Annotated in this window: 30 protein-coding genes and 1 tRNA gene; 16 read left to right on the forward strand and 15 right to left on the reverse strand. The window is 66.6% G+C overall.

The genetic code is table 11. The annotated features are described in order from the left end of the window. Positions 1-78: 78 nt before the first annotated feature. From pstA to ACTHQV_RS17545, 6 genes are all read left to right on the forward strand, one after another. A complete protein-coding gene (pstA, locus tag ACTHQV_RS17520) occupies positions 79-1,290 on the forward strand; it encodes a phosphate ABC transporter permease PstA (RefSeq protein WP_440492086.1) in 1,212 nt (403 codons plus the stop codon). Continuing rightward, on the forward strand, positions 1,290-2,072 hold the full coding sequence (gene pstB / locus ACTHQV_RS17525; protein WP_440492030.1) for a phosphate ABC transporter ATP-binding protein PstB: 783 nt from the start codon (positions 1,290-1,292) through the stop codon (positions 2,070-2,072). The genes pstA and pstB overlap by 1 nt, the downstream gene beginning before the upstream one ends. A gap of 10 nt (positions 2,073-2,082) precedes the next feature. Next, the gene (gene phoU, locus ACTHQV_RS17530; protein ID WP_242116843.1) at positions 2,083-2,784 is read left to right on the forward strand and encodes a phosphate signaling complex protein PhoU; all 702 of its coding nucleotides are present in this window, start codon (positions 2,083-2,085) and stop codon (positions 2,782-2,784) included. A gap of 2 nt (positions 2,785-2,786) precedes the next feature. After that, entirely contained in the window at positions 2,787-3,479 is a 693-nt protein-coding gene (gene phoB / locus ACTHQV_RS17535) for a phosphate regulon transcriptional regulator PhoB (RefSeq protein ID WP_242116842.1), read from the forward strand. A 78-nt stretch (positions 3,480-3,557) separates the two neighbouring features. Next, positions 3,558-3,956 carry a Fe-S oxidoreductase gene (locus ACTHQV_RS17540; RefSeq protein WP_440492031.1) on the forward strand — a complete coding sequence of 133 codons (399 nt, stop codon included), beginning with the start codon at positions 3,558-3,560 and terminating at the stop codon, positions 3,954-3,956. A gap of 203 nt (positions 3,957-4,159) precedes the next feature. Continuing rightward, positions 4,160-5,185, forward strand: a complete 1,026-nt coding sequence (locus ACTHQV_RS17545) for a hypothetical protein (protein ID WP_440492032.1) — start codon at positions 4,160-4,162, stop codon at positions 5,183-5,185. A gap of 48 nt (positions 5,186-5,233) precedes the next feature. Here ACTHQV_RS17545 and ACTHQV_RS17550 read toward each other — a convergent pair whose 3' ends face one another. Both ACTHQV_RS17550 and epsC read right to left on the reverse strand, forming a co-directional pair. After that, positions 5,234-5,575 carry a DUF2794 domain-containing protein gene (locus ACTHQV_RS17550; protein ID WP_440492033.1) on the reverse strand — a complete coding sequence of 114 codons (342 nt, stop codon included), beginning with the start codon at positions 5,573-5,575 and terminating at the stop codon, positions 5,234-5,236. Further along, a complete protein-coding gene (epsC, locus tag ACTHQV_RS17555) occupies positions 5,575-6,258 on the reverse strand; it encodes a serine O-acetyltransferase EpsC (protein WP_440492034.1) in 684 nt (227 codons plus the stop codon). Before epsC ends, ACTHQV_RS17550 begins: the two co-directional genes overlap by 1 nt. A 149-nt stretch (positions 6,259-6,407) precedes the next feature. Between epsC and ACTHQV_RS17560 the strand changes: the two genes are divergently transcribed. Further along, positions 6,408-7,169, forward strand: a complete 762-nt coding sequence (locus ACTHQV_RS17560) for a sulfite exporter TauE/SafE family protein (protein ID WP_440492035.1) — start codon at positions 6,408-6,410, stop codon at positions 7,167-7,169. 33 nt (positions 7,170-7,202) lie between these two features. Here ACTHQV_RS17560 and ACTHQV_RS17565 read toward each other — a convergent pair whose 3' ends face one another. Together ACTHQV_RS17565 and ACTHQV_RS17570 are read right to left on the reverse strand one after the other, a co-directional pair. Further along, positions 7,203-7,724 (reverse strand): carboxymuconolactone decarboxylase family protein, encoded by a 522-nt coding sequence (locus ACTHQV_RS17565; protein WP_440492036.1) that lies wholly within the window; start codon positions 7,722-7,724, stop codon positions 7,203-7,205. Positions 7,725-7,854: 130 nt separating this feature from the next. Further along, entirely contained in the window at positions 7,855-8,397 is a 543-nt protein-coding gene (locus ACTHQV_RS17570) for a peroxiredoxin (RefSeq protein ID WP_440492037.1), read from the reverse strand. Positions 8,398-8,524: 127 nt separating this feature from the next. Between ACTHQV_RS17570 and ACTHQV_RS17575 the strand changes: the two genes are divergently transcribed. After that, positions 8,525-9,424 carry a hydrogen peroxide-inducible genes activator gene (locus ACTHQV_RS17575; protein ID WP_440492038.1) on the forward strand — a complete coding sequence of 300 codons (900 nt, stop codon included), beginning with the start codon at positions 8,525-8,527 and terminating at the stop codon, positions 9,422-9,424. Positions 9,425-9,527: 103 nt separating this feature from the next. Beyond that, complete coding sequence (locus ACTHQV_RS17580) at positions 9,528-10,223, forward strand: fasciclin domain-containing protein (RefSeq protein WP_440492039.1); 696 nt, start codon at positions 9,528-9,530, stop codon at positions 10,221-10,223. 480 nt (positions 10,224-10,703) lie between these two features. Here ACTHQV_RS17580 and ACTHQV_RS17585 read toward each other — a convergent pair whose 3' ends face one another. From ACTHQV_RS17585 to pgsA, 3 genes are read right to left on the reverse strand one after another with little or no spacing between them, the layout of a single operon-like run. Further along, on the reverse strand, positions 10,704-11,141 hold the full coding sequence (locus ACTHQV_RS17585) for a molybdenum cofactor biosynthesis protein MoaE (protein WP_440492040.1): 438 nt from the start codon (positions 11,139-11,141) through the stop codon (positions 10,704-10,706). Continuing rightward, positions 11,138-11,395 (reverse strand): molybdopterin converting factor subunit 1, encoded by a 258-nt coding sequence (gene moaD, locus ACTHQV_RS17590; protein ID WP_440492041.1) that lies wholly within the window; start codon positions 11,393-11,395, stop codon positions 11,138-11,140. Before moaD ends, ACTHQV_RS17585 begins: the two co-directional genes overlap by 4 nt. Then, positions 11,395-11,961, reverse strand: coding sequence for a CDP-diacylglycerol--glycerol-3-phosphate 3-phosphatidyltransferase (gene pgsA / locus ACTHQV_RS17595; RefSeq protein ID WP_056459636.1), 567 nt, complete (start codon positions 11,959-11,961; stop codon positions 11,395-11,397). Before pgsA ends, moaD begins: the two co-directional genes overlap by 1 nt. A gap of 122 nt (positions 11,962-12,083) precedes the next feature. Here pgsA and ACTHQV_RS17600 point away from each other — a divergent pair, with 122 nt between their 5' ends. Further along, entirely contained in the window at positions 12,084-13,388 is a 1,305-nt protein-coding gene (locus ACTHQV_RS17600; RefSeq protein ID WP_440492042.1) for an MFS transporter, read from the forward strand. A 28-nt stretch (positions 13,389-13,416) separates the two neighbouring features. On the opposite strand, the gene ACTHQV_RS17605 is transcribed toward ACTHQV_RS17600, so the two are convergent. From ACTHQV_RS17605 to ACTHQV_RS17620, 4 genes are all read right to left on the reverse strand, one after another. After that, positions 13,417-13,572: a hypothetical protein gene (locus ACTHQV_RS17605; protein ID WP_440492043.1), complete on the reverse strand. Its 156-nt coding sequence runs from the start codon at positions 13,570-13,572 to the stop codon at positions 13,417-13,419. Positions 13,573-13,657: 85 nt separating this feature from the next. Beyond that, the gene (locus tag ACTHQV_RS17610) at positions 13,658-14,386 is read right to left on the reverse strand and encodes a Crp/Fnr family transcriptional regulator (RefSeq protein WP_440492044.1); all 729 of its coding nucleotides are present in this window, start codon (positions 14,384-14,386) and stop codon (positions 13,658-13,660) included. A 201-nt stretch (positions 14,387-14,587) separates the two neighbouring features. Further along, positions 14,588-14,663: transfer RNA gene (locus ACTHQV_RS17615), tRNA-Ala, on the reverse strand. Between the two features lie 119 nt (positions 14,664-14,782). Next, on the reverse strand, positions 14,783-15,100 hold the full coding sequence (locus ACTHQV_RS17620) for an FYDLN acid domain-containing protein (RefSeq protein ID WP_440492045.1): 318 nt from the start codon (positions 15,098-15,100) through the stop codon (positions 14,783-14,785). A 98-nt stretch (positions 15,101-15,198) separates the two neighbouring features. Between ACTHQV_RS17620 and aroA the strand changes: the two genes are divergently transcribed. Continuing rightward, positions 15,199-16,530, forward strand: a complete 1,332-nt coding sequence (aroA, locus tag ACTHQV_RS17625; RefSeq protein WP_440492046.1) for a 3-phosphoshikimate 1-carboxyvinyltransferase — start codon at positions 15,199-15,201, stop codon at positions 16,528-16,530. Continuing rightward, the gene (locus ACTHQV_RS17630) at positions 16,527-17,150 is read left to right on the forward strand and encodes a (d)CMP kinase (protein WP_440492047.1); all 624 of its coding nucleotides are present in this window, start codon (positions 16,527-16,529) and stop codon (positions 17,148-17,150) included. Before aroA ends, ACTHQV_RS17630 begins: the two co-directional genes overlap by 4 nt. Before the next feature lie 348 nt (positions 17,151-17,498). Here ACTHQV_RS17630 and ACTHQV_RS17635 read toward each other — a convergent pair whose 3' ends face one another. Both ACTHQV_RS17635 and ACTHQV_RS17640 read right to left on the reverse strand, forming a co-directional pair. Next, on the reverse strand, positions 17,499-18,452 hold the full coding sequence (locus ACTHQV_RS17635; RefSeq protein ID WP_440492048.1) for a glycosidase: 954 nt from the start codon (positions 18,450-18,452) through the stop codon (positions 17,499-17,501). After that, positions 18,449-19,198, reverse strand: a complete 750-nt coding sequence (locus ACTHQV_RS17640; protein WP_440492087.1) for an SDR family NAD(P)-dependent oxidoreductase — start codon at positions 19,196-19,198, stop codon at positions 18,449-18,451. The genes ACTHQV_RS17635 and ACTHQV_RS17640 overlap by 4 nt, the downstream gene beginning before the upstream one ends. Before the next feature lie 206 nt (positions 19,199-19,404). Here ACTHQV_RS17640 and nadC point away from each other — a divergent pair, with 206 nt between their 5' ends. The 3 genes from nadC to ACTHQV_RS17655 are packed head-to-tail and all read left to right on the forward strand — an operon-like array spanning position 19,405 to position 21,443. Next, on the forward strand, positions 19,405-20,262 hold the full coding sequence (nadC, locus tag ACTHQV_RS17645) for a carboxylating nicotinate-nucleotide diphosphorylase (RefSeq protein ID WP_440492049.1): 858 nt from the start codon (positions 19,405-19,407) through the stop codon (positions 20,260-20,262). A gap of 30 nt (positions 20,263-20,292) precedes the next feature. After that, positions 20,293-20,727: a hypothetical protein gene (locus tag ACTHQV_RS17650; RefSeq protein WP_440492050.1), complete on the forward strand. Its 435-nt coding sequence runs from the start codon at positions 20,293-20,295 to the stop codon at positions 20,725-20,727. Further along, the gene (locus ACTHQV_RS17655) at positions 20,724-21,443 is read left to right on the forward strand and encodes a ribonuclease T2 family protein (RefSeq protein WP_440492051.1); all 720 of its coding nucleotides are present in this window, start codon (positions 20,724-20,726) and stop codon (positions 21,441-21,443) included. Before ACTHQV_RS17650 ends, ACTHQV_RS17655 begins: the two co-directional genes overlap by 4 nt. On the opposite strand, the gene ACTHQV_RS17660 is transcribed toward ACTHQV_RS17655, so the two are convergent. Further along, complete coding sequence (locus ACTHQV_RS17660) at positions 21,444-21,869, reverse strand: DUF4112 domain-containing protein (RefSeq protein ID WP_440492052.1); 426 nt, start codon at positions 21,867-21,869, stop codon at positions 21,444-21,446. It abuts the gene before it with no gap. A gap of 5 nt (positions 21,870-21,874) precedes the next feature. Then, positions 21,875-23,188, reverse strand: coding sequence for an ABC transporter substrate-binding protein (locus ACTHQV_RS17665; RefSeq protein ID WP_440492053.1), 1,314 nt, complete (start codon positions 23,186-23,188; stop codon positions 21,875-21,877). A gap of 137 nt (positions 23,189-23,325) precedes the next feature. Here ACTHQV_RS17665 and ACTHQV_RS17670 point away from each other — a divergent pair, with 137 nt between their 5' ends. Continuing rightward, positions 23,326-23,589: a hypothetical protein gene (locus ACTHQV_RS17670; RefSeq protein ID WP_440492054.1), complete on the forward strand. Its 264-nt coding sequence runs from the start codon at positions 23,326-23,328 to the stop codon at positions 23,587-23,589. Positions 23,590-23,644 lie beyond the last annotated feature (55 nt).

Genomic DNA, 23,644 nt, shown 5'->3' on the forward strand with positions numbered 1-23,644 from the left:
CCTGCGAACGTCGCCGGTTCACCCGCGATCGATCGCGACGTGCCCGAGCGCGTGCCGACCGACTGGAAGACCGGCGCGATGCAGAAGCGCATCCGCCGCCGCTATGCCGCCGAGCGCCGCTTCCGCTTCTTCGGCCTCGCCGCCGTCGTGTTGTCGGGTGGGTTCCTCGCCTTCCTGCTCGTCACCATGTTGATGAGCGGCATCGGCGGGTTCCAGCGGACGATGGTCACCCTGCCGATCGATTTCCGCGCGGCAGGGCTCGAGGTCGATCGCGCGCAGTTGAAGACGCGCGGCGCCGATCTGGCGTTGGCCGGCGCGGGCCTTGAAAACACCGTCAACGGCGCGGCCGCCGCCGCGTTCGGCGAGGACAATCGCGTCATTTCCGACAGCGCGTGGCTGACCGTCCGCGACGCGATCAAGGCCGACCCGTCGATCCTGTCGCAAAAGGTCGACATTCCCGTCCCCGCCGCGCCGGGGATCGAGGAAGCCGCCAAGGCCGATGGCGAGCCTGCCGACGAAGCGATCGTCGCGCGGCTGGAAAAGGCGGGCGCCATTTCGACCGGGTTCAACACCGACTTCTTCCAATCGGCCGATTCGACCGATCCGACCGCGGTCGGCATCTGGGGCGCGCTGAAAGGCTCGCTGATGACGATGCTGGTGACGCTGCTGATCGCCTTCCCGGTCGGCACCCTGTCGGCGCTGTATCTGGAAGAATATGCACCCCGGAACCGCTGGACCGACCTGATCGAGGTGTCGATCAACAACCTCGCCGCCGTGCCCTCGATCATCTTCGGCCTGCTGGGGCTGGCCGTGTTCCTCGGTACGCTCAACCTGCCGCGCTCGGCGCCGATCGTCGGCGGCCTGACGCTCGCGCTGATGATCATGCCGGTCATCGTCATTGCCGGGCGCAACGCGATCAAGGCGGTGCCGCCCTCGATCCGCGATGCGGCGCTCGGCATCGGCGCGTCGAAGGTGCAGGTCGTGTTCCACCACGTCCTGCCGCTGGCACTTCCGGGCATCCTCACGGGCACGATCATCGGCATGGCCCGTGCGCTGGGCGAGACCGCGCCGCTGCTGATGATCGGCATGCGCGCCTTCATCAGCCAGCCGCCGCAGGGTTTCGCCGATCCCGCGACGGTCCTGCCGGTGCAGATCTTCCTGTGGTCCGATCAGGTCAGCCGCGGTTTCATCGAAAAGACCAGCGCCGCGATCCTCGTGCTGCTGGCGTTCCTCCTCGCGATGAACGCGCTCGCCATCTATCTCCGCAATCGCTTCGAGACCCGCTGGTAATGACCGACACTACCCTCAACAACGCCGTCCCGAAGCTGTCCGCGCGCGGCGTGGACGTATTCTATGGCCAGAAACAGGCGATCAAGGACGTGTCGATCGACATCGCCATGGAGCATGTCACCGCATTCATCGGCCCGTCGGGCTGCGGCAAGTCGACCTTCCTGCGCACCATGAACCGGATGAACGACACCGTGTCGTCGGCCCGCGTGACCGGCGACATCCGCCTCGATGGCGAGGATATCTACTCCCCCGCCATGGACGTGGTGCAGCTGCGCGCCCGCGTCGGCATGGTGTTCCAGAAGCCGAACCCCTTCCCCAAATCGATCTACGAGAACGTGGCGTACGGCCCGCGCATCCACGGCCTCGCCGCGTCGAAGGGGGAAATGGACGGCATCGTCGAACGTTCGCTGACCCGCGCCGGGCTGTGGAACGAGGTCAAGGACCGCCTGACCGACAGCGGCACCGCGCTGTCGGGTGGTCAACAGCAGCGGCTATGCATTGCCCGAGCCATTGCCGTCGACCCCGAAGTCATCCTGATGGACGAACCCTGTTCGGCGCTCGACCCGATCGCGACGGCGAAGATCGAGGAACTGATCCACGAACTGCGCGGCCGCTACGCCATCGCCATCGTGACGCACAACATGCAGCAGGCGGCGCGCGTGTCGCAACGCACCGCCTTTTTCCATCTCGGCACGCTGGTCGAATATGGTCGTACGTCCGACATCTTTACCAACCCCCGGCAAGAGCGCACAAAAGATTACATCACGGGGCGTTATGGTTGAGGGAGGCGAGATGGCGACGGGCCACGAACACACCGTCAAGGCATTCGACCGCGATATCGGGCACTTACGCGCGCTGATCTCGCAAATGGGCGGCCTGGCGGAACAGGCGATCAGCGACGCGATGCTGGCGCTGACCCGCAACGATCCGGCGCTCGCCAAGCAGGTCCGCGCGCAGGACAAGGCGATCGACGCGATCGAGGCGGAGGTCGAGAAACTGACCGTCCGCGTCATCGCGCTGCGTGCGCCGATGGCCGACGACCTGCGCGAAGTGGTCGCGGCGCTCAAGATCGCCGCCGTCATCGAACGCATCGGCGACTATGCCAAGAACATCGCCAAGCGCGTGACGTCGATCCACGGCGAAACCCATGATCCGCGCATCGAACCCTTGAGCATTCTGCCGGCGATGGCGCAACTCGCCGCCGACATGGTCCATGACGTACTCGACGCCTTTTCGGCGCGCGATGCGCAGGCGGCGGTCGAGATCTGCAAGCGCGACAATGCGCTCGACGATTATTACAACAGCATCTTCCGCGTGCTGGTGACCTATATGGTCGAAAATCCCAAGACGATCAGCCAGGTCGCGCATCTGCTGTTCGTCGCCAAGAATCTCGAACGCATCGGCGACCATGCGACCAACGTCGCCGAAATGGTCTATTTCGCCGCCACCGGTCAGACGATGGCGGAGCGTGAAACCACGGAATTCGCAGGATAATCATGACCAAGGCACGGATGTTGCTGCTGGAGGACGATGCGGCGCTCGCCGAACTCATCGCCTTTCATTTCCAGCGCGAGGATTTCGAAGTCGTCCGCACGCACGAGGGCGAGGAAGCGCTGCTGCTCGCCCGCGAAGCGACGCCCGACATCGTCCTGCTCGACTGGATGGTCGAGGGGCTGTCGGGGATCGAGGTCTGCCGACAGCTGCGCCGTCAGGCCGAGACGCAGAACGTGCCGATCATCATGCTGACCGCCCGCGGCGAGGAGGAGGACCGGGTCCGCGGCCTCGAAACCGGTGCCGACGACTATGTGACTAAGCCCTTTTCCCCGCGCGAGCTGGTCGCACGCGTCAACGCCGTGCTCCGCCGCGTCCGCCCCGCGCTGGCGGGCGAGGCGCTGACCTATGCCGATATCGAAATGGACACCGTCGGCCACCGCGTGCGGCGCGGCGGCGACGTCGTGCCGCTCGGCCCCACCGAATTCCGTCTTCTCAAGCACTTCCTCGAACATCCGGGCTGGGTATTTTCGCGGGAACGACTGCTCGATGCGGTGTGGGGCCATGATTCGGACATCGAATCGCGCACCGTCGACGTACATATCCGGCGGCTGCGAAAGGCGATCAATGTCGGCGATCGGCCCGATATCATCCGTACCGTCCGTTCGGCGGGCTATGCACTGGACGCGACCGGCTGAACACTGCGCCGGAAACCTTTTCGACTTGGCTCGTTTGGTCCGCAGCCTAAACGAAACAAGTCGAAAAGGAATCTTCCGATGAAGACTGTCGCTTTCATGGCCGCTCTGCTGATCGGCAGTGCCGCCGTCGCCCAGACGACGCCGCCGACCACCCCGCCCGCCGATTCGACGATGCAGCCGGGCACGACCACGGCGCCGACCCCGCCCGCCGACAACATGACCCCGCCGCCGGCACCAATGACGCCGGACGCCAACGCGCCGATGGCACCCGACGCCAACGCACCGATGTCACCGCCCGCCCCGCCCGCAGGCGCGCCGATGGCGCCACCCGCCCCGATGGCAGGCGCACCGATGGCCGGCAGCCCGCAGGTCACGTTCGCCCAGCCGCAAATGACCCCGCCCCCGCCCGCGCCGGCCAGCTATCCGGTCTGTTCGCGCACGGTGAAGGACAGCTGTCGGAACCCCGGCGGTAAGTAAGCCGGACAGCCCCTAACATACCAAGCGCCCCGCCTGACCGGCGGGGCGTTTTGCGTAGGTCGACTGTGCAAAGCACATCGCACTGACCGGGGTTCGGCATCCCGAACGCCACGAAGCGGATAATCACACCGGCTCCGCAACTACCGTATTGCATCAGCAATACACTACTGCCATACTCAACCAACACAGGGAGGTTTGGCAACATGTACAGCGAGAGCGATCTGAACGGCGCGGTGGAGGCGGGGGTATTGTCGTCCGACGCCGCCGAGGCACTTCGCGCCCATATCGCGCGGCAACGCGCGACGCCGGTGGTGGACGAGGAACATTTCCGGCTGCTGACCGGGTTCAACGACATCTTCGTGTCGGTCGCGCTCGCCCTGCTGTTGGTATCGCTCGGCTGGATTGGCGGCACCATCCTGACGCCGCTGGGGGGCCTCGGAGTCGCTGGCGCGGCATGGTTCCTGGCGGAATATTTCACCGCGCGCCGCCGCATGGCGCTGCCCAGCATCCTGCTGCTGCTCGCCTTCGTCGGCGGAGTCGCCGCGACGCTGTTCGGCATCGTCGTCGAACTCGATCCGCAGAATGTGCCCGACCGGACCACCGCGATGATCTTCGCCGGCATCGGCCTTGTCGCCGCTGGCGCGGCATGGCTGCACTGGCGCCGGTTCATGGTCCCGATCACCGTCGCCGCGGGGGCAGCGGCGCTCGTCGCGACCGTCGCATCGCTGATCGTCGCGGCCGTGCCCGCGCTCAAGGACAATTTCTACCCGATCACCCTGCTCGGCGGGATCGGCGTGTTCGTCGCGGCGATGCGCTGGGACATGAGCGACCGCGATCGTCGCACCCGGCGCAGCGACGTCGCCTTCTGGTTGCACCTCGTCGCCGCGCCGCTGATCGCCCACTCGCTGTTCCAGCTGCTCGGCGTGTTCGGCCCCAGCGTCACCCTGCCGATGGCGGCGGTAGTCATCGCGCTGTACATTCTGTTCGGCCTCGTCGCGCTGGCGGTCGATCGCCGCGCACTGCTGGTCTCGAGCCTCGCCTATGTCCTCTACGCGCTCTACGCGCTGTTCGAGAAAGCGGGTGCGGTCGAACTGTCGGCGGCCTTCACCGCCTTCGTCATCGGCTCAGCACTGCTGACGCTGTCGGTATTCTGGCAACCGATGCGCCGCACGGTGGTTGGGGTGCTCGGCGGACTTGGCGAACGCCTGCCGCCGGTAGCGATGGCCTGAAACAACCTTTGGAGCGACCTTGCGGCCCCGGGCGACCGGGGCCGCTTTTTATTCCTCGACCAGCTTCATCAGCCGCCGTTCGACGGGCGCAAGGACCGGCCCCAGTTCATGCCCCCGCTTCACCACCGCACCTGCTTCGCCGACCAGCGCCCACATGCCCTGTTTGTTGCGGAGCGAAGGACGCTTCTCGATCCGGAATTCGGGCCGTTCGGTCGCACGACGGAACGCGCTGAACACCGCCGCCTCGCGCCCCAGATCGATCGCATAGTCACGCCAGTGCCCGGCGGCGACCATCCGGCCATACAGATCGAGGATGCGCGTCAGCTCGGCACGTTCGAACCCGACCTGTCCGGGCTGGCGCGATGCCGGAAAGGGCGTGACGACCCCCATCAGGCGCGGTCGCGCTGGTCCTGTTGCTCAGCCAGCACCTCGTCCAGCCGCCGCCGCAGCGTCTCCAGTTCGCAGCGCAGCAGTTCGATCCGCTGCGTCTGCGGGTCGAACGTATCGCGGCACGGCGTGCCATAGGGCACGAAGCGCGGATCGCCGGCCTGTCCGCCCTCGACCACCGTCGGGCGTGCCGGGATACCGACGACCGTTGTCCCTTCGGGCACATCCTTGGTCACCACCGCATTGGCGCCGACGCGCGCACGGCGGCCGATGGTGATCGGACCCAGCACCTGTGCACCCGATCCGATGATCGCGCCGTCGCTGATCGTCGGGTGCCGCTTGCCGGCGATGCCATTGTCGGGGCTGGTCCCGCCGAGCGTGACGTTCTGATAGATGGTGACGCCGTCACCGATCTCCGCCGTCTCACCGATCACGACGAAGCCATGGTCGATGAAGAAATGCCGCCCGATCGTCGCCCCCGGATGGATGTCGATCGCGGTCATGAAGCGGGCATAGTGATTGACGATCCGGGCCGCCAAATACCATTCGGCGCGGAACAGCCGGTGCGCGACCTTGTGCAGCGCGACGGCCCACACCCCCGGATAGGTCAGGATTTCCACGCGCGACCGCGGCGCGGGATCGCGCGCCTTGATCGAATCGAGATAGCGCACCAGCCGCGCAAACATGGGCAATCCCCTTAACCGACAGTCGCATGTAGGCACCCGGTCGCCTGCCGCCAAGCCATGCTGTAGGCGTAACAAAGCCCATGTATCTTGTAGGCATTGTCGTTTGCCGTCATCACGGGCGCGCTTGAGCCGATGTCGAAGGGAATTGCATGTTCGAGAATATCGACTGGGCGCGTCTGGCCGAATTCGTCGCCGCCGGTTTCGCAGCTCAGATCGTCGATGGTGCGCTCGGCATGGCGTTCGGGGTGATTTCGTCGACCTTGCTGGTCAGCGTGCTGGGCGTGCCGCCCGCCACCGCCTCGGCCAGCGTCCATGTCGTCGAATGTTTCACGACCGGCGTGTCGGGGATCAGCCACGCGCTGCACAAGAATGTGAACTGGAAGCTGTTCTGGCGACTCGTCCTGCCCGGTATCGCCGGCGGCGTGACCGGCGCCTATCTGCTGTCCTCGCTCGACGCGTCGGTGACGCGGCCGTTCGTGATGACCTATTTGGCGGCGATCGGCGTCTATCTGCTGTGGCGCGGCCTGCGCCATCCGCCCAAGCCGAAGGAGCCGAAGGTCATCGCGCCGCTCGGGCTGGTCGGCGGCTTCCTCGACGCGGCGGGCGGCGGCGGCTGGGGTCCGGTCGTGACGTCGAACCTGCTGGTGCAGGGCGCGACGCCGCGTACGACGATCGGCACCGTCAACACCGTCGAATTTTTCCTGACGGTCAGCATCTCGGCGACGTTCCTGATCCATCTCGGGCTGGAAGCGTTCACCACCGCCGTTGCCGGCCTGCTGATCGGCGGCATCGTCGCCGCGCCGTTCGGGGCGATGTTCGCCAAGCACATCCCGGCGCGCACGCTGCTCATCTTGGTCGGCATCGTGCTGACGATCACCAGCCTGTACAGCGTATATCGCGCGCTGTCGTAACGTTCGGGGCGGGGCCACCCCCGCCCCGCCGCATCACGCCACCGCCGCGTGCACGGTTGCGACCGCCGCCAGCACCGCACCGATCCGCACCGCGCCCTGGATCACTTCGGCCTTGATCCCATGCTTCTTCAGCACGTCCTCGTGCGCGTCGATGCACATGCCACAACCGTTCATCGCCGACACCGCCAGGCTGAACAGTTCGAAATCGACCTTCTCGATCCCCGGCGCGGCGATGACGTTCATCCGCAGCTTGGCCGGCAGATTGCCATATTCCTTGTTCTTGGCGAGGTGGACGAAGCGGTAATAGACGTTGTTCATCGCCATCACCGCCGCCGCCGCGCGCGCCGCATTCGCCGCCTCGGGCGACAGCTTGTCGGCGACTTCCGCCTCGGCCGCCTCGACCAGCGGCTTGTGGCCGGTCGCGTGCGCGCAGGCCAGCATCGTCCCGAACTTCTTCTGCGGGTCGAGCACCGTCTCGTTCAGCAGCGAGCCGACGTTCAGGCGGATGTCCTTGGCGAAATCGGGCAGCTGCCCGGCAAATTCCTTGAGCGACATGGTTTCTACCTTCGATGAAAACACGTCACCCCAGCGCAGGCTGGGGTCTCCCAGTTACGGAGAGACCCCAGCCTGCGCTGGGGTGACGCACGGGATCGGGTGGGCGGGACCGCAGCCCCGCCCGGATGAATTACGCCGCGACCTGGAGGACGTCGTCGCCCTTGTTCCAGTTGCACGGGCACAGTTCGTCGGTCTGCAGCGCGTCGAGCACGCGCAGCGTCTCCGCCGGATTGCGGCCGACGTTCAGGCCGTTGACCTGCACCGCCTGGATGACGTTGTCCGGGTCGACGATGAAGGTCGCGCGGAACGCGACATGCTCGTTCTTGTCGAGGATGCCGAGCTTGCTGGCCAGCACAGCGCCATTGTCGGCGATCCACGGGAAGTCGGCCGCGGCCAGATCCGGATCCGACTTGCGCCATGCGAGGTGGACATGCGCGGTGTCGGTCGACGCACCGATCAGCACGGCGTCGCGATCGGCGAAATCCTCGCGCAGTTCGCTATAGCCGACGATTTCGGTCGGGCAGACGAAGGTGAAGTCCTTCGGCCAGTAGAACAGCACCTTCCACTTGCCCGGGAACGCGTCGTGGCTCAGCGTTTCGCCGGCGGGCAGCGCGCTGGTGCCCTGCTGGACGGGAACGGTGAATTCGGGGAGCTTGTCGCCAACGGTCAGCATGGAATGCCCTTTCTTTTGGTGCGCTGCCGCACCGTGAATTGCTGCATCGCGATATAGGGTACGATCCGGACCGATCCAATCGGAATTCCCCTTGGGAATGATCGGCGCACTCGATAAGTAGCCGGCCATGTCGGTGTACCTGCCCACGCTCAAACAGCTCCAATATCTGGTCGCGTTGCGCGATGCGGGACATTTCGGCCGCGCCGCCGAAGCATCGTTCGTCACCCAATCGACGCTGTCGGCCGGCATTCGCGAACTGGAAACGCTGATCGGTGTGGTGCTGGTCGAACGGACCCGCCGCGTCGTCCGCTTCACGCCCTTAGGCGAAAGCATCGTCGCCAAGGCACGCAAGGTACTGCGCGAAGCCGAGGAACTGACCGACATGGCCCGCGCCGCCGGACGGCCGCTGTCGGGAGAGATGCGGATGAGCGTCATCCCGACCATCGCCCCGTTCCTGCTGCCGCGCCTGCTTCCCCGGCTGCGTCGCGACTATCCCGACTTGAAGCTGTTCCTGCGCGAGGAGCCGAGCGCCGCGGCGTGCGAGGGGCTGCACCATGGCCGCACCGACTGCGTACTGCTGGCGCTCCCTTATAGTTGTGGCGAGGTCGAGGTCGCGCCCTTGTTCGAGGACCGGCTGCTGCTCGCCGTGCCGGGCAACGACAGCGGCGACCCCGCCTCGATCGTCGCCGACGATATCGATCCCGAACGGCTGCTCCTGCTCGAGGACGGCCACTGCCTGAAGGACCATGCCCTGCGCGCCTGCGAACAGCCCGAATTGCGCGGGCAGGCGATGATGATGGGCACGTCGCTGCACACCATCGTCCAGATGGTCGACAACGGCCTTGGCACCACCATGTTGCCGCAGATGGCGATCGATGCCGGCATCCTCGACAATACCGGCATCACCGCGCGTCCGATCGAGTCGCAGAATGCCCAGCGCCGCATCGCGCTGGTCTGGCGGCGCGCGTCGCCGCGCGAACGCGATTTCCGCCTGCTCGCCGAGGTGCTGGCCGCCGAGCGCGGCTGATCCAGATCAGTCCGGGGGAACCGTTTTCGGCGCTGAACCGTATTTCCGGGGTCGGTGCGCGACGCACCGCGCACCATTTCATCGCAACCACCGGAGAAAACCGATGATTCGCGCCACGATTTCCGCCGCAGCGCTCACCCTGTCGCTGGCCGGCACCGCCTATGCCCAGAGTGCGCCGGCCCAGCCCGCCCCGGCCCAGCCGGCGCCCACCGCGACGACCGGCGTCCAGACCGGCACCACCGCCACGGTGAACACCCCCGCCGGCACCGCACAGGCCGGGGTCCAGACCACGACCAATGCCAATGCGACCGCACCGGTCATGGTCGGCGGCGCGCCGATGCTGCCGACCGCAACGATCGTCGCCAATGCGTCGAAGGCGAGCAACCTGTCGACGCTGGTGAAGGCGGTGCAGGCCGCCGGCCTGACCGCGACGCTGTCGGGCCCGGGTCCGTTCACCGTCTTCGCGCCGACCAACGAAGCCTTTGGCCGCCTCGCCCCCGGTACGCTCGACACCCTGCTCAAGCCGGAGCAGAAGGCGTCGCTGACCAAGGTGCTGACCTACCACGTCGTCCCCGGCAAGCTCGATTCGGCCGCGCTCAAGTCGCAGATCGAAGCCGGCGGCGGCACCGCCACGCTGACCACGGTCGAGGGCCAGCCGATCAAGGCGACGCTGGAAAACGGCGCGCTGGTGCTGACCGATGTCGGCGGCGGCAAGAGCTATGTCACGCAATATGACGTGCCGCAGTCGAACGGCGTGGTGCACGTGGTGAACGGCGTGCTCGCGCCCAAGCTGGGCTGATCCGTTTTCGAGGCACGAACGAGCCGGGCGGGAGCGATCCCGTCCGGCTTTTGCAAGGGACGTGATCCAACTCCTTACCGTTCGGTTCGAGCAGCTTCGAGCGAAGTCGAGAAGCGTCTATCGAGAACACCCGGCCCCGAATGCGACGCCCGGACATCACCCCAGCGGAACCCGGTTCTCGATACACGCTCTCGACCGGCTCGATCGCTACTCGAACCGAACGGATGAGCGCGGGGCGTGAGGCGAACGGGAAGCAAGACCGTTCCTAAAGCCCAAACCGTTCATGCTGAGTAGAGGCTGAGCCTGTCGAAGCTTCGTATCGAAGCGCCGCCCCCACTTACCCCCAAACACCCCGTTCGGTTCGAGCAGCTTCGAGCCTGTCGAGAAGCGTCCGTCGAGAACACCCCGCTCCGAATACGACACCCAGAAGTCACCCCCAGCGGCCTCCCGCTCGTGCCCCCTACCGAGCCACCGCCCCCATTACCCCCAGCGCGCCGCCGCCTGATCGTCGCTCGCCCGCGCCTCGACCCAGCGCGCGTCGCCGCCGCGCCGCTCGCGCTTCCAGAACGGCGCGCCGGTCTTCAACCGGTCGATCAGGAACGCGCACGCCTCCAGCGCCGCGCCGCGATGCCGTGCGGTCGTGGCGACGAACACCACCCGGTCGCCCGGCACCATCGGCCCGACCCGATGGACGACCACCGCCTTCGCCAATGTCCAGCGCGCCACGGCTTCCGCGCACAGTGCCTCCAGCGCGCGCTCGGTCGCACCGGGATAATGTTCGAGCGTCAGTTCGGTGACGCCGTCGTCGCCGCGCACCAGCCCGGTAAAGGTCGCGACCGCGCCGGCATCCTCGGCCTCGGCGAGCGCGAATTCCGCCGCCAGATCGATCGGCGCTTCCTGGACCACGACACGGATCATCCGCCGGTCACCGGAGGAAAGAGTGCGATCTCGCGCGCACCGGCAATCGGCGTGTCGAGGGCGACGAACGCCTGATCGACCGCCGCGCGCAGCCGGTCGCGATCCGCGAACGCCGTCGCATAGCCGCCGCCGCGCGCGGCCAGCCAGTCGACCAGTCCGGCGACCGTGGTCACCCCGGTCGGTGGATCGACACGCTCGCTACCCTGCCCGATCGCCTCGCGCACCCATGCGAAATAGAGGATGTCGATCGTCATCAGCTGTCCATATGCTTCAAACCGACGCGCAGATAGTCCCAGCCGGTGATCGCGGTCAGCACCGCCGCGCCCCACAGGCAGACCAGCCCGGTGATGTGCACGAACGGATAGGCCGGCACCGCGCCCGCCAGGATCAGCGCGCCGAACGCGACCAGTTGCAGCGTCGTCTTCCACTTGGCGAGCTTGGACACCGGCAGCGATACCTGGATCCCGGCGAGGAACTCGCGCAGCCCCGACACCGCGATCTCGCGCAGTAGGATGACGAGCGCGGCGATCAGGTGGATGCCGGTGATGATCGCCACGTCGTGCCGCGTGCCGACCAGCATCAGAATGACGGCGGCGACCATGATCTTGTCGGCGATGGGGTCGAGGAACACCCCCAGCTTCGATACCGTCCCCTGCGCGCGGGCGAGATACCCGTCGAAATAATCGGTGATCCCCATCAGGCAGTAGAGCGCGAAGGCGATCGCATAGCCCGCCTCCCACATCGGCCACCACAGGAACGCGACCAGCAGCGGCACCGCCAGAATACGCGACAAGGTCAGAATATTGGGAAGCGTCAACACGCTGCGCGGTCTAGCACCGCGGCGCCCCCCGGCGAAAGCGGCAATCGGCGATTGAAGCGGGCGGCTTGGCTCGGCTACACCCCCGCAACACCCTGCGGGGACATAATTAGGTCGTTGTTCGAATGATAAATGCGCTGGGGTTGCTCAAGCAGCGCCGTTTCCTGCCGCTGTTCGTCACCCAGTTTCTGGGCGCGTTCAACGACAATCTGTTCAAGCATGCGATGGTGCTGTTCGCGACCTACCAACTGTTCAAGGACCCGGCGAGCGAACAGAATTTCAACGCGCTGGCGACCGGCCTTGCCATCCTGCCGTTCGTGCTGCTCTCCGCACTGTCGGGGCAACTGGCCGACACGCATGACAAGGCGCGGATCATCCGCATCGTGAAAACCGCCGAGATCGGCATCATGCTCTATGGCGCGGCGGGGATGCTGATCGCGCGCACCGGCTATGTCACGACCGGGGTGGTGATGATGCTGAGCGCCGTCGTGCTGCTCGGCGTCCATTCGACCTTTTTCGGGCCGATCAAATACGCCATCCTGCCGCAGCATCTGGAGGATCATCAGGTGCTGGGCGGCACCGGCCTGATCGAGGCGGCGACCTATCTGTCGGTGCTGACCGGCACGATCGTCGCCGGGTGGATCAGCGTCGAATGGGCCGCCGGGCTGGTCGTCGTCGTCGCGCTGATCGGCTGGGTCACCGGCCGCTTCGTGCCGCCGGCCCCGCGCAGCGGCCCCGAACTCGTCATCAACTTCAATCCGCTGACCTCGTCATGGCATCTGATCGCGGCGACGATGCACATCCGCCGCCTGTTCCTCGCCATCCTGTCGATCAGCTTCTTCTGGACGATCGGGTCGGTGCTGATCGTAATCTTTCCGGTGCTGGTGAAGAACATCCTGACCGCCGACCAGCAGGTCGCGTCGCTGACCATAGCGATCTTTTCGATCGGGGTCGCGATCGGATCGGTCATCATCAACGCGTTGCTCAAAGGGCAGATTTCGGCGCGCTATTCGCCCGCTGCGGTGATCGCGATGGCGCTGTGCGTGCTGGCCTTCGCGTTCGAGGCGCGGCGCTGGGTGCCGGCGCCGGGCGACACGCTGTACGGCGTCGTCGATTTCGTGACCCATCCGCAATCGCTGTTGCTGCTCGCCACGCTGGCGCTGATCGCGATCTTCGGCGGCATGTTCGTCGTGCCGCTCTATGCTTTCCTGACCACCACCGTGACCAAGGACCAGACCGCGCGGACCGTGGCGGCAAACAATGTTGTCAACTGCGCGTCGATGACCGTCGGCGCGATCAGCGTCATCCTGCTGACCAAGGTAGGGCTCGGCCCCACCGACATGCTGCTGATCGTCGCGGGCATGTGCCTGATCTCGGCATGGCTGGCCGCACGGCTCAACAAGGCGTGCCAGGACGGCTGCCCGGCTTGAGGGGCGCGGGAGCGGGTCGGCGCCGCGCCTACAGCAAAAACGTATAGAAGCAGATGAAGAAGGCGGTGAAGCTGACCGCGAACAGCTTCAGGTCGCTGTCGTCGCTCGACACCGGCACGCTCGCCATCTTGGGCAGGCTGGCGCGGAAGGGGTGACGGCGCGGAGGGCTGGGCTGCGGTTTCATCTTCACCGCCTTAACGTTTCGTTTACGAATTCGCCCAACGTCAAACGCGTCCCCGCGGTCCAAAAGCGGGACGCTTGGGACGCTCCTACACCGCCACCGGCACCGTGCGGTCGAGATGCAGATAGCCCGGCGTGAACGACGCCACCTGGCACAGCCGGTCGAGATCGAGGATCGTCAGCGACCGCCCGGCCCATTCGATCAGCCGCTCGCGGCGCAGTTCCTGCACCATCCGGTTGACGTGCACCGGCGTCAGCCCGGTCGCCTCGGCAAGATCGGCCTGGGTCAGCGGAAATTCACAGGTCAGCGCCGGACAGCGCCCGACCAGCCGCAACCGGAAATACACCTCGCAGAACAGCAGCGCGATCCGCTCGCGCGCCGAGCGCAGGCCGAGGCTGGCGATCCATTCGCGGTGGGTGCCGAACGCGACATGGTCGTTCCACCACAGCGCCTGCGCGATGCCGACATGCGCCTCGGCCAGCGCCGACAGCGCGTCGGGCGGCACCTCCGCCACCGTCATCGCCGTGATCGCACCGACCGCATGGTCCATCCGCGCCACGACCTGCAGGTTCGAATCGAACAGGTCGCCCGGCAACAGCAGCGACAGCAGCTGCCGCCGCCCGTCGGGCATCTGCCGATAGCGACAGCCCCAGCCGTCGAGCACGAAATGGACGAAGCGCGGCACCTCCCCCTCCGACACCACGTCGCGGCGGGGGGCAATATTGCGCTGCCGTTGGTCGAGCAGCGCGTCGATCCGGGCACGATCGGCCGCGTCCAGTCCCGAATATGCGAAAAGTCGCGAACGATACCGCAGCACCTGGTCCCCTGTCATAGAGGATTCCAGCTAGCCGCTGTTGCGCCCGCATTCGCTATACTGGTTTAATCTTGCGCAATTCCGCAACATTTCGCCGATGATTACGCGCACCTATCGCCGGTACACCGGATACTCTACCGATTTTCGGTCGAAACGGGCTCCCACCAACAAAAAACCCCGCGTCGCCGCGGGGTTTTTGAAAAATGGTGGAGCCGAGGGGGATCGAACCCCTGACCTCTGCAATGCCATTGCAGCGCTCTCCCAGCTGAGCTACGGCCCCGTCCATTTTGCAAAACCGCTGCTGGTCGGCGGCCTCGCTTCCCCTTGCGGGGAGGAGCGCCCTCTATGCGGAGGGCGCCGGTTTGGCAAGCGCCTTTTGCGCTTGCCGCCCCAAAAAGATCAACGCTCGGCTTCGTTGTCCTCGTCCGAGGTGTCGACGCCCAGATCGTCATCGCCGCCCAGGTCGACATCGTCGTCCGCCGACGGCTCGTCGTCGCCCTCGATGTCCAGATCGTCGCCCAGGTCGGCGTCCTTGGCGCCTTCCTTCTCGACCTTCACCTGTTCGAACGGCAGCGGCTGCTTCGACTTCAGGATCGGTTCGGGCGTCCAGTGCACGCCGCAATTGATGCAGGTCACCGGGTCTTCATTGCCCAGATCGTAGAAGCGCGTCGCGCATTTCGGACAGGTACGCTTCGTACCCCATTCCGGCTTCACCATGTGTAGCCAAACCTTTCGGTGTCGTGGAAGAACAGGGCAATTGCCCCGGATGGGCCGCGCCTTGCCATAGCGGGCACGCGCTGTCAAAGCCGCCGGTCATGCACCACGCGCAGCCCACCCCCCTGTCCGTCGCCGCCAGCGGTCCGCTGACCGGCACCGCCCCCGTTCCCGGCGACAAGTCGATCAGCCACCGCTCGCTGATGCTCTCGGCCTTGGCCGTCGGCACCAGCCGCGTGACCGGCCTGCTGGAGGGGGAGGACGTGCTCGCCACTGCCGCCGCGATGCGCGCGATGGGGGCGACGATCGTCCGCGGCGACGACGGCATCTGGACCATCGACGGCGTCGGGGTCGGCGGGCTGTTGCAACCCGCCGCCGCGCTCGACATGGGCAATTCGGGCACCTCGACCCGGTTGCTGATGGGACTGGTATCGAGCCACGCGATCACCGCGACCTTCACCGGCGACGCTTCCTTGAGCAAGCGCCCGATGGGCCGGGTCATCGAACCGCTCAGTCAAATGGGCGCCGACATCACCGCCAGCCCCGGCGGCCGCCTGCCGCTCATGCTGCGCGGCATCGTGCCCGCCGTGCCGATCGACTATACGCTGCCGGTCGCCTCGGCGCAGGTAAAGTCGGCGATCCTGCTCGCCGCGCTCAACACGCCCGGCATCACCCGCGTCGTCGAACCGGTGCCGACCCGCGACCATAGCGAACGGATGCTGACCGGATTCGGCGCGAAGCTGACCGTCGAGCAGACCTCGGCCGGCCGCGTCATCGAACTGCACGGCGAAGCGGAATTGCAGCCCCAGACGATCACCGTCCCCGGCGACCCGTCCTCCGCCGCCTTCCCGGTCGTCGCCGCGTTGCTGGTGCCGGGCAGCCATGTCACCATCACCAATGTCGGGCTGAACCCGACTCGCGCCGCGTTGTTTGACGTGCTGCGCGCGATGGGTGGCGACATCGCGTTCGAGAACGCACGCGAGGTCGGCGGCGAGCCGGTCGCCGATCTGGTCGTGCGCGCCTCGACGCTGACCGGCATCGACGTCGATCCGGCGGTCGCCCCGTCGATGATCGACGAATTCCCGATCCTGTTCGTCGCCGCCGCGCTCGCCAAAGGGCGCACGACGACCCGCGGCCTCGAGGAACTGCGCGTCAAGGAAAGCGACCGCATCACGACGATGGCCGAAGGGCTGCGTGCGATCGGCGCACGGGTCGAGGAGACCGAGGACGGCCTCATCATCGACGGCACCGGCGGCGACCCGCTGCCTGGCGGCGGCACCATCGCCGCCAAACTCGACCACCGCATCGCGATGAGCTTCGTCATCGCCGGCCTCGTGTCGCGCGCACCCGTCACCATCGACGACATGGCACCCGTCGCAACCAGCTTCCCGACCTTCACCACGCTGCTGCGTGGCCTCGGCGCGCCGCTGTGATTATCGCGGTCGACGGCCCGGCGGCATCGGGCAAGGGCACGATCGCCCGCGCGCTGGCGAAGCATTACGGCCTGCCGCATCTCGACACCGGACTGCTTTATCGCGCGGTCGCGACGCTGGTCCTGCGCGAAGGACTCGACCCGGAACGCGAGGCGGACTGCGTCGCCGCCTGCGACTTTCCCGACGCACTGCTCGCCGACCCATGGCTGCGCACCGACGAAGCCGGCCAGACCGCCTCGATCGTTTCCGCCCACCCGCTGGTCCGCGCCGCGCTGCTGCGCCGCCAGCGCAAATTCGCGCAGCAACCGGGTGGCGCAGTACTCGACGGCCGCGACATCGGCACCGTCATCGCCCCCGATGCCGACGCGAAGCTCTTCGTGAAGGCCACCCCCGCCATCCGCGCCCGGCGGCGTCACGCCGAACTCGCCAAGGCGGGCTCGGGCGTCACCTACGACCGCGTGCTCGCCGACATCCGCGCCCGCGACGAACGCGATTCGTCACGCTCCACCGCACCGTTGGTCATGGCGGCGGACGCCGCACCGCTCGACACCAGCTTCCTGTCGATCGAAGCCTCGGTCCAGCGCGCGATCGCCATCGTCGAGGGGCAGCGCAAGGGGTAAGGTGGCGGGGTGGATCTCACCATCACCGTTCGCCCTGAGTAGCCATTGAGCTTGTCGAAAGGGCGTATCGAAGGGCCGTCGGAGGCGGATGCTTCGATACAGGTCTTCGACTTCGCTCAGCCCTTACTCAGCACGAACGGGGTATAATACTAATACTTCCCGCCCGTACCTTTACCCTTACCCCCAAACCCCATCCGTTCGGTTCGAGCAGCTTCGAGCGAAGTCGAGAAGCGTCCGTCGAGAACCGCCCGCCTGAAGCACCCCCTTATCGACTACGGTTCTCGATAACTCGAACCTCCGCTCGAAGCGAACGGTTGGGGGTATGGAAAGGTAGAACGTAAAGCCCCCTCAACTCCGCCGGATCAACGCCCGCGCCAGCTTCCGATCCTCCAGCGAATAATACAGCCAGATCGCCCCCTCCACGACCACCACCGACGCCGCGAACGCGATATCGGTCGCACTCCGGTCATCCACCGGCGGCGGGGTAATCAGCGGTTCGATCCCGCGTGCCACGACCCTACGATATTCGGAATCGAACGCCACCCAGCCGATGCGCCAGCGCGCATCGCGCGTCGCACCGTTGTAGAACATCACCGGCATCGCCGGATCGTCGGTCAACAGCGGTCCCGTCGACAGATGCCAGTCGTCCCAGCTGTCGGTGCGCGGCATGAACGGCGTCGGCTGTTCCTCCCACGGTCCCGCGACATCGGCACCGATCGCCATGCCGATCCGCGACGCTTCGTCGGCGGCATATTCGTAGAACAGCCGCCAGCGCCCATCGGGGGTGCGGTCGATCGTCGCTTCCTTGGTATTGCCTTCCGACTTGGACGACGCCAGCGCCACGCCGCTTTTGGTCAGCCGGTCGAGCGACGGTCCGGTCGCATAGGACAGTTCGCCATGGGCATGGTCGCCCAGCACCCCCGAATAATAGACGATATAGCCGTCGTCGCGGCGCACCACCGTCGGGTCCTCGACCCCGCCGGCATCATGGTCGTCCGGCCCCGGCACGATCGACGGCTCGGACATCATCGTAAAGTGGCGTCCGTCGTCGCTCCATCCGGCCCAGATCACGCCGGTATCGGTCATCGGTTCGCCCGCACGGGTGACGGCGCGGACCATCATGCCGAACCGCCCGTCCGTTTCCTGCCAGACATAGGGGCTCATCAGGTCACGCGTCATCAGCGCGGGCGGCCCGTCGAGCGTCACCTCCTCGATCCGGCGGACGTTGAAGTCCAGCTCGATCTCGTTGTCGGCGACCACGTCCTTGCGGTGCGGATCGCCGATGTTGCCACCGCCGCTCATGCGCCGATCGCCTGCATCAGCGACAACCCACCATCGATCACGATCCGCGCGCCGGTGATGTAGCGGGCGCGGTCGCTCGCCAGGAACACCGCCAGATCGGCGACCTCCTGCGGCTGTCCAGCGCGCTGCATCGGGATATTGTGTTCGAGCGTCGCGCGGTAGGTCGCATCGGCCTGCGCCCGCGCGTTCATCGGCGTCAGGATCATGCCCGGCTCGATCGCATTGACGCGGATGCCGCGCGCCGCCTCCTCGATCGCCAGCGTTTCCACCAGGTTGGTGAGGCCACCCTTCGCCGCGCAATAATCCGCCCCGCCTGCCCGCACCGCATAGGCATGGATCGACGAGATGTGCAGGATCGCCGCATCGCCGCTCTTCTCGCCGCGCCCGGTCAGGAACCGGCGCGATGTCAGGAACGCACCGGTCAGGTCGGTATCGATCAGCCGCCGCCAGTGCTCGAGCTTCATGTCGCGCACCGTGACACCGGTCATGTTCAGCCCCGCCGAATTGACCAGAACGTCCGCTGGCCCCCAATGCCGCTCGACCTCGGCGAAGGCAGCGTCGACCGACGCCTCGCCGTCAACATCGGCCTGGATCGTGATCGCCTCGCCACCGCCGGCGCGGACCGCCGCGGCGCTCGCCTCCGCCCCGGCCGTGTCCGAATGATACAGCACCGCCACCCGGTCGCCCTCGCGCCCGAATGCCGCCGCACAGGCCGCGCCGATCCCCGATTCCGCGCCCGTCACCACTACCGTCCGTCCGCCCACGTCATCCTCCGATTTCGTTCGGACAGGGAAACGATCCAGCTGCGGCTTGGCTTCATGAACTTTCCTACACCTTCGGATGACGTCATGCTGGCGAGCGGCGCCGTGCATGCCGGCCCCGCCGAACGCACTCCGGAACCTGCACTATGTGTCACCTTCACCAACTTCGCCCCCCGCCCTATAGCCGCCCCATGACTGAACCTGCCCCGATCCCCGGTTTCGACCTTTCCGCCTTCGTCGCTGCCACCCTGTCCGAGGATATGGGCGAGGCAGGCGACATCACCGCCGCCGCGGTCATCCCCGCCGACGCGGTCTTTGCCGGGGTGATGGACAGCCGCGACGCGATCACCGTCGTCGGCCTCGACCTCGCCGCCGCCTTCTTCCGCCACCTCGACCCTCAAGTGGTTCTGGAACCGCTGGTTTCCGATGGCGACCGGGTCGCGCCCGGCACCGCGCTGCTGCGCCTGCGCGGCAATGCCCGCGCGCTGCTGACCGCCGAACGCTCGGCGCTGAACACCGTCCAGCACCTCTCGGGCATCGCCACCCTGACCGCGCGCTATGTCGCCGAAATCGCCGGCACCGGCGCGACCCTGCTCGACACGCGCAAGACGATTCCCGGCCTGCGCCGCCTCGAAAAATACGCGACCCGCATGGGTGGTGCGACCAATCACCGCATGGGGCTGTGGGATGCGGCGATGATAAAGGACAATCACGTCGCCGTCGCCGGATCGGTCGGCGAAGCCACCGCCCGCGCCAAGGCGGCGGGCATCGAGAGCATCATCGTCGAGGTCGATTCGCTCGAACAGATCGAACCCGCGCTCACCGCTGGCGCGACGCACCTGCTACTCGACAACATGACCCCGCCGACCCTGCGCGACGCCGTCGCGCTGATCGCCGGCCGCGTGCCCGCGGAGGCATCGGGCGGCGTGAATCTCGATACGATCCGGGCAATTGCCGAAACCGGCGTCACCTATATCAGCGTCGGCCGCCTGACCCAGTCGGCACCTGCCGCCGATATCGGGCTGGATTTCACCCTCGACGCCGCATAACCACGGCCTAGCGCTGCAACGGGGAACGCCATGCGTCCAGTCTCGATCGTCCGGTTCGACCGGCTCTACCTCGCCTCGATCGTCGTCGGGTTGATCGGCAATATCATCGAATGGCCGGTGACCATCGCCCGGCTGACCGAGAATCCCGACACGGCGGCGCTGGGATCGGGCGCCGCGATCGCCGCGGGCGGCATGATCGCGACCGGCGTGCTGATCGCGCTGCTGCTCTGGTTCTTCGCCGCCCGCCGCGCCAGCAACGTCGCGCGCTGGATCGTGACCGTCTTCACCGCCTTTGCGGTCGGCAGCCTGCTGTTCGGCTTCGGCGCCGGCGCGGTGATCCTCGACGTGGGCGGAGTCCTGCGCATCCTCGCGGTCGCGTTGCAGGCTGCGGCGACCTTCTTCCTGTTCCGCCCCGACGCCGCCGCCTGGTTCGCGCCGTTCGACACCGTGGAGGACGACGCATGAACCGGATCGCCCTGACCCTCGTCGCGCTGCTGTTGCCCGCCGCTGCGTCGGCGCAGACCCTGCAATGCTCGGTCCCCGCGCAAATCGAACGTCCGCGTCCCGACCTGCCGACAACGTCGCAGCCGCGCCGCATCCTTCCGATCGGCAGCTACACGCTGGCCATCACGTGGAGCCCCGAATATTGCCGGACGCGGGGCGACGATGCACGCAACGCCTTCCAATGCGGCGGCGGCAACCGCTTCGGCTTTACTCTGCACGGCCTGTGGCCCGATGGCGAAGGCAAGGACTGGCCGCAATATTGCACCTCGACGCCGATCCTGCCCGAAGCGGTGATAGCGAAGAATTTGTGCGTCACCCCGTCGGCGCAACTGCTCCAGCATGAATATGCCAAGCACGGCACCTGCATGGGCGTGTCGCCCGCCGCCTATTTCGACGAATCACGCAGCCTGTTTCAGAAGCTGCGTTTTCCGAACATGATGGCGCTGTCGCGGCGGCCAAACCTGACCGCCGGGCAACTCGCCGCCGCCCTCGCCCGCGTCAATCCGGGGATCACGACGCAATCGATGCGGATCACCACCAACAAGCGCGGCTGGCTCGACGAAGTCTGGCTCTGCCTCGACAAGCGTCGCCGCTATACCGCCTGTCCGGCGCATCAGGGCGGGGTTACGCCGGGCACCCGGATCAAGATCTGGCGCGGCGGACGGCAGGCGGCGTAATCAGCCCTCGACCGTTGCCGTCGCCGGATGGTAGCGGTCGAGATGCTTGCGGATGATCCGCAGGTTGCGGGTGTTCGACCGGAAGAAGAAGTCGGGCACCGCGCCGACGATCGGGATCAACCCCAGCGCCCAGTCGGTGCCGACATTGCCCGCCATGCGCGCCATCTGCCACCGCGACATGCCGAGGTTGCGCGCTTCCCACAGCATATAGCTGCCCATTGCCGCGCCGATGAAGCTGCCGACCACGGGAATCAAGTTCAGGAGGAAGTCGAGCCCGACCGGATGGTTGGTGCCCGGAATGGTCATCGACCGTTCCATCAGTCGCTCGATCGCGACCACTCGGCGGCGTACGGCCTCCGGATTCTTGTCGAGATGTCCGGCGATCTGTTCGAACAGTTCGGGGGAGATGCGGGTCGGCTTTGCCATGCCCCCTATCTGGTATCGCCGCGCAGATGGTTCAACGGATGGACGCCACGCGGATTGGTCTGGAACCCGCGCAGCCGCGGCGCGACCAGCGACCAGCGCCACGGCCGTGCGACGGCCACGAACGCGACATCCGCCGCCAGCGCCGCATCCGCTGCCGCCAGCCGCTGCGCGCGTTCGGGAAGCGACGTCGCATTGCGGGCCGCTGCGATCAGCGTCATCGCATCCGGCGCGCATCCCCGACACGCCGTCGCCAGATACCAGCGTGCGCTGTCATAGGGCGCGACCCGGTCGACCAGCACCAGGTCGGAAGGCGCATCGATCCCGACCCGTTGCCCGCGCACCCCGATGCGCGCCAGCGCCGCCGCCGTCCGTCCCCAGAGCAGCGTCGCGCCGGGACCATCGGGCAACGCGACGCGCACCGTCACCGGCTGTCCCCATGCGGCGACCTGCGCACGGGCGGTCTGCCAGCGTTGCGCCTCGGTCAGATTGCGCCAGGGCGGCAGCGCCGGTGCGCCCGCTGAATCGAACGCTTCGGGCAGGACGGTATCGGCACCGCTCCAGTTCGCGTCGATCGCAGCGGGCAGGTCGGCGGTCTGGATCGCCATTGCCACCGCGGCGCGGTTGAGCGGCGCGGCGAGGAACCCCTCGCGACCGACGATCGCGAAACCGAACAGCCCGCGTGCTGGGTCGACGCGGATATCGGCCGGCCGTAGCCCTGCCGCCGCGACGATCGGCCAGTCGGCGAACGCGCCTCCCAGCACCAGATCTCTGCGTTTCTCACTGAAGCGCGCCACCGCCAGCGCCGCGCGCACTCCGTTCAGTCGCACCTCATCCGCCGGAACCGGCGCCGGCGCATCGGGGTCGACCGGCGCGCGTAGCCGCACCCCCTCACCTGCCAGCCGCCGCATCGGCCCGCTACCCTGCGCCCCGCGCATCACCGCCAGTTCGGGCTGGGCCAGCAGGGTCAGCAATTCGGTATTCGGGCGTTTCAGCCGGACCTCGATCACCTGCGGCGTCATCGCCACGATCTCGTCGATCGATCGCAGGAACGGGGTCAGCCGATGCCCCGCTTCGACCCGAACAGCGCGGCGCAGAGCGGCAACGACCTGATCGGCAGTGACCGGCCGCCCGTCGCTCCACGTCGCATCGCCCAGGCGGAAGATATAACTGCGACCGTCATCGACCATGTTCCAGCGCTCGGCGATCGCCGGCTCGACCTGTCCAGTCGCATCGAACCGGACCAGCCCCTGCGCTAAAGCGCTGCGCAACAGCACACGTTCGGTATTGCCGCTGCGGCCATCCTCGATCGCGTCGACCACCACGGGCCGCTCGTCCGTCCCACGATCGCACGCGCCAACCGCAAGGAGCAATGGAGCAAGGAGGAGCAACCGGGTCATGCCCGCCTCATGCCATGAAAAGCCGGCGGGCGGCCAGAGCGTGGTACGGACGGCGGGACTTGAACCCGCACTCCCGATGGGAAGCGGATTTTAAGTCGACGGCAGCAGAGTTGCAGAAAGCTACGAACATTACCGATTTGTTCGATATTACATATGCTTATACGGGTTGGCAGCAGCGTTACGCTTACGATGAATTGCGCGAAAGAACGAAGAATCGCAAAACACATTGCACCGGAATTACCATCATTCTGGATGCTCAACGGGTAGGAATCAGCGGGTTCAGCCTTTTCTGGGATAAAGCGCACGCAGGACGCACCGACTAAGAATTGGTTCGCTCCTTATTGACCTGATGAGTAAACATAAACAATATCTCGCGAT

Origin of the sequence: Sphingomonas sp. SAFR-052, assembly GCF_051965015.1 — a bacterium.
In the GTDB taxonomy this organism is placed as follows: Bacteria; Pseudomonadota; Alphaproteobacteria; order Sphingomonadales; family Sphingomonadaceae; genus Sphingomonas.

Bases quoted from the DNA above. Each gene is read 5' to 3' on its own strand.
- pstA (WP_440492086.1), top strand. From the start codon at position 79: ATGCAGAAGCGCATCCGCCGCCGCTATGCCGCCGAGCGCCGCTTCCGC.
- pstB (WP_440492030.1), top strand. From the start codon at position 1,290: ATGACCGACACTACCCTCAACAACGCCGTCCCGAAGCTGTCCGCGCGC.
- phoU (WP_242116843.1), top strand. From the start codon at position 2,083: ATGGCGACGGGCCACGAACACACCGTCAAGGCATTCGACCGCGATATC.
- phoB (WP_242116842.1), top strand. From the start codon at position 2,787: ATGACCAAGGCACGGATGTTGCTGCTGGAGGACGATGCGGCGCTCGCC.
- ACTHQV_RS17540 (WP_440492031.1), top strand. From the start codon at position 3,558: ATGAAGACTGTCGCTTTCATGGCCGCTCTGCTGATCGGCAGTGCCGCC.
- ACTHQV_RS17545 (WP_440492032.1), top strand. From the start codon at position 4,160: ATGTACAGCGAGAGCGATCTGAACGGCGCGGTGGAGGCGGGGGTATTG.
- ACTHQV_RS17550 (WP_440492033.1), bottom strand. From the start codon at position 5,575: ATGGGGGTCGTCACGCCCTTTCCGGCATCGCGCCAGCCCGGACAGGTC.
- epsC (WP_440492034.1), bottom strand. From the start codon at position 6,258: ATGTTTGCGCGGCTGGTGCGCTATCTCGATTCGATCAAGGCGCGCGAT.
- ACTHQV_RS17560 (WP_440492035.1), top strand. From the start codon at position 6,408: ATGTTCGAGAATATCGACTGGGCGCGTCTGGCCGAATTCGTCGCCGCC.
- ACTHQV_RS17565 (WP_440492036.1), bottom strand. From the start codon at position 7,724: ATGTCGCTCAAGGAATTTGCCGGGCAGCTGCCCGATTTCGCCAAGGAC.
- ACTHQV_RS17570 (WP_440492037.1), bottom strand. From the start codon at position 8,397: ATGCTGACCGTTGGCGACAAGCTCCCCGAATTCACCGTTCCCGTCCAG.
- ACTHQV_RS17575 (WP_440492038.1), top strand. From the start codon at position 8,525: ATGTCGGTGTACCTGCCCACGCTCAAACAGCTCCAATATCTGGTCGCG.
- ACTHQV_RS17580 (WP_440492039.1), top strand. From the start codon at position 9,528: ATGATTCGCGCCACGATTTCCGCCGCAGCGCTCACCCTGTCGCTGGCC.
- ACTHQV_RS17585 (WP_440492040.1), bottom strand. From the start codon at position 11,141: ATGATCCGTGTCGTGGTCCAGGAAGCGCCGATCGATCTGGCGGCGGAA.
- moaD (WP_440492041.1), bottom strand. From the start codon at position 11,395: ATGACGATCGACATCCTCTATTTCGCATGGGTGCGCGAGGCGATCGGG.
- ACTHQV_RS17600 (WP_440492042.1), top strand. From the start codon at position 12,084: ATGATAAATGCGCTGGGGTTGCTCAAGCAGCGCCGTTTCCTGCCGCTG.
- ACTHQV_RS17605 (WP_440492043.1), bottom strand. From the start codon at position 13,572: ATGAAACCGCAGCCCAGCCCTCCGCGCCGTCACCCCTTCCGCGCCAGC.
- ACTHQV_RS17620 (WP_440492045.1), bottom strand. From the start codon at position 15,100: ATGGTGAAGCCGGAATGGGGTACGAAGCGTACCTGTCCGAAATGCGCG.
- aroA (WP_440492046.1), top strand. From the start codon at position 15,199: ATGCACCACGCGCAGCCCACCCCCCTGTCCGTCGCCGCCAGCGGTCCG.
- ACTHQV_RS17635 (WP_440492048.1), bottom strand. From the start codon at position 18,452: ATGAGCGGCGGTGGCAACATCGGCGATCCGCACCGCAAGGACGTGGTC.
- nadC (WP_440492049.1), top strand. From the start codon at position 19,405: ATGACTGAACCTGCCCCGATCCCCGGTTTCGACCTTTCCGCCTTCGTC.
- ACTHQV_RS17650 (WP_440492050.1), top strand. From the start codon at position 20,293: ATGCGTCCAGTCTCGATCGTCCGGTTCGACCGGCTCTACCTCGCCTCG.
- ACTHQV_RS17655 (WP_440492051.1), top strand. From the start codon at position 20,724: ATGAACCGGATCGCCCTGACCCTCGTCGCGCTGCTGTTGCCCGCCGCT.
- ACTHQV_RS17660 (WP_440492052.1), bottom strand. From the start codon at position 21,869: ATGGCAAAGCCGACCCGCATCTCCCCCGAACTGTTCGAACAGATCGCC.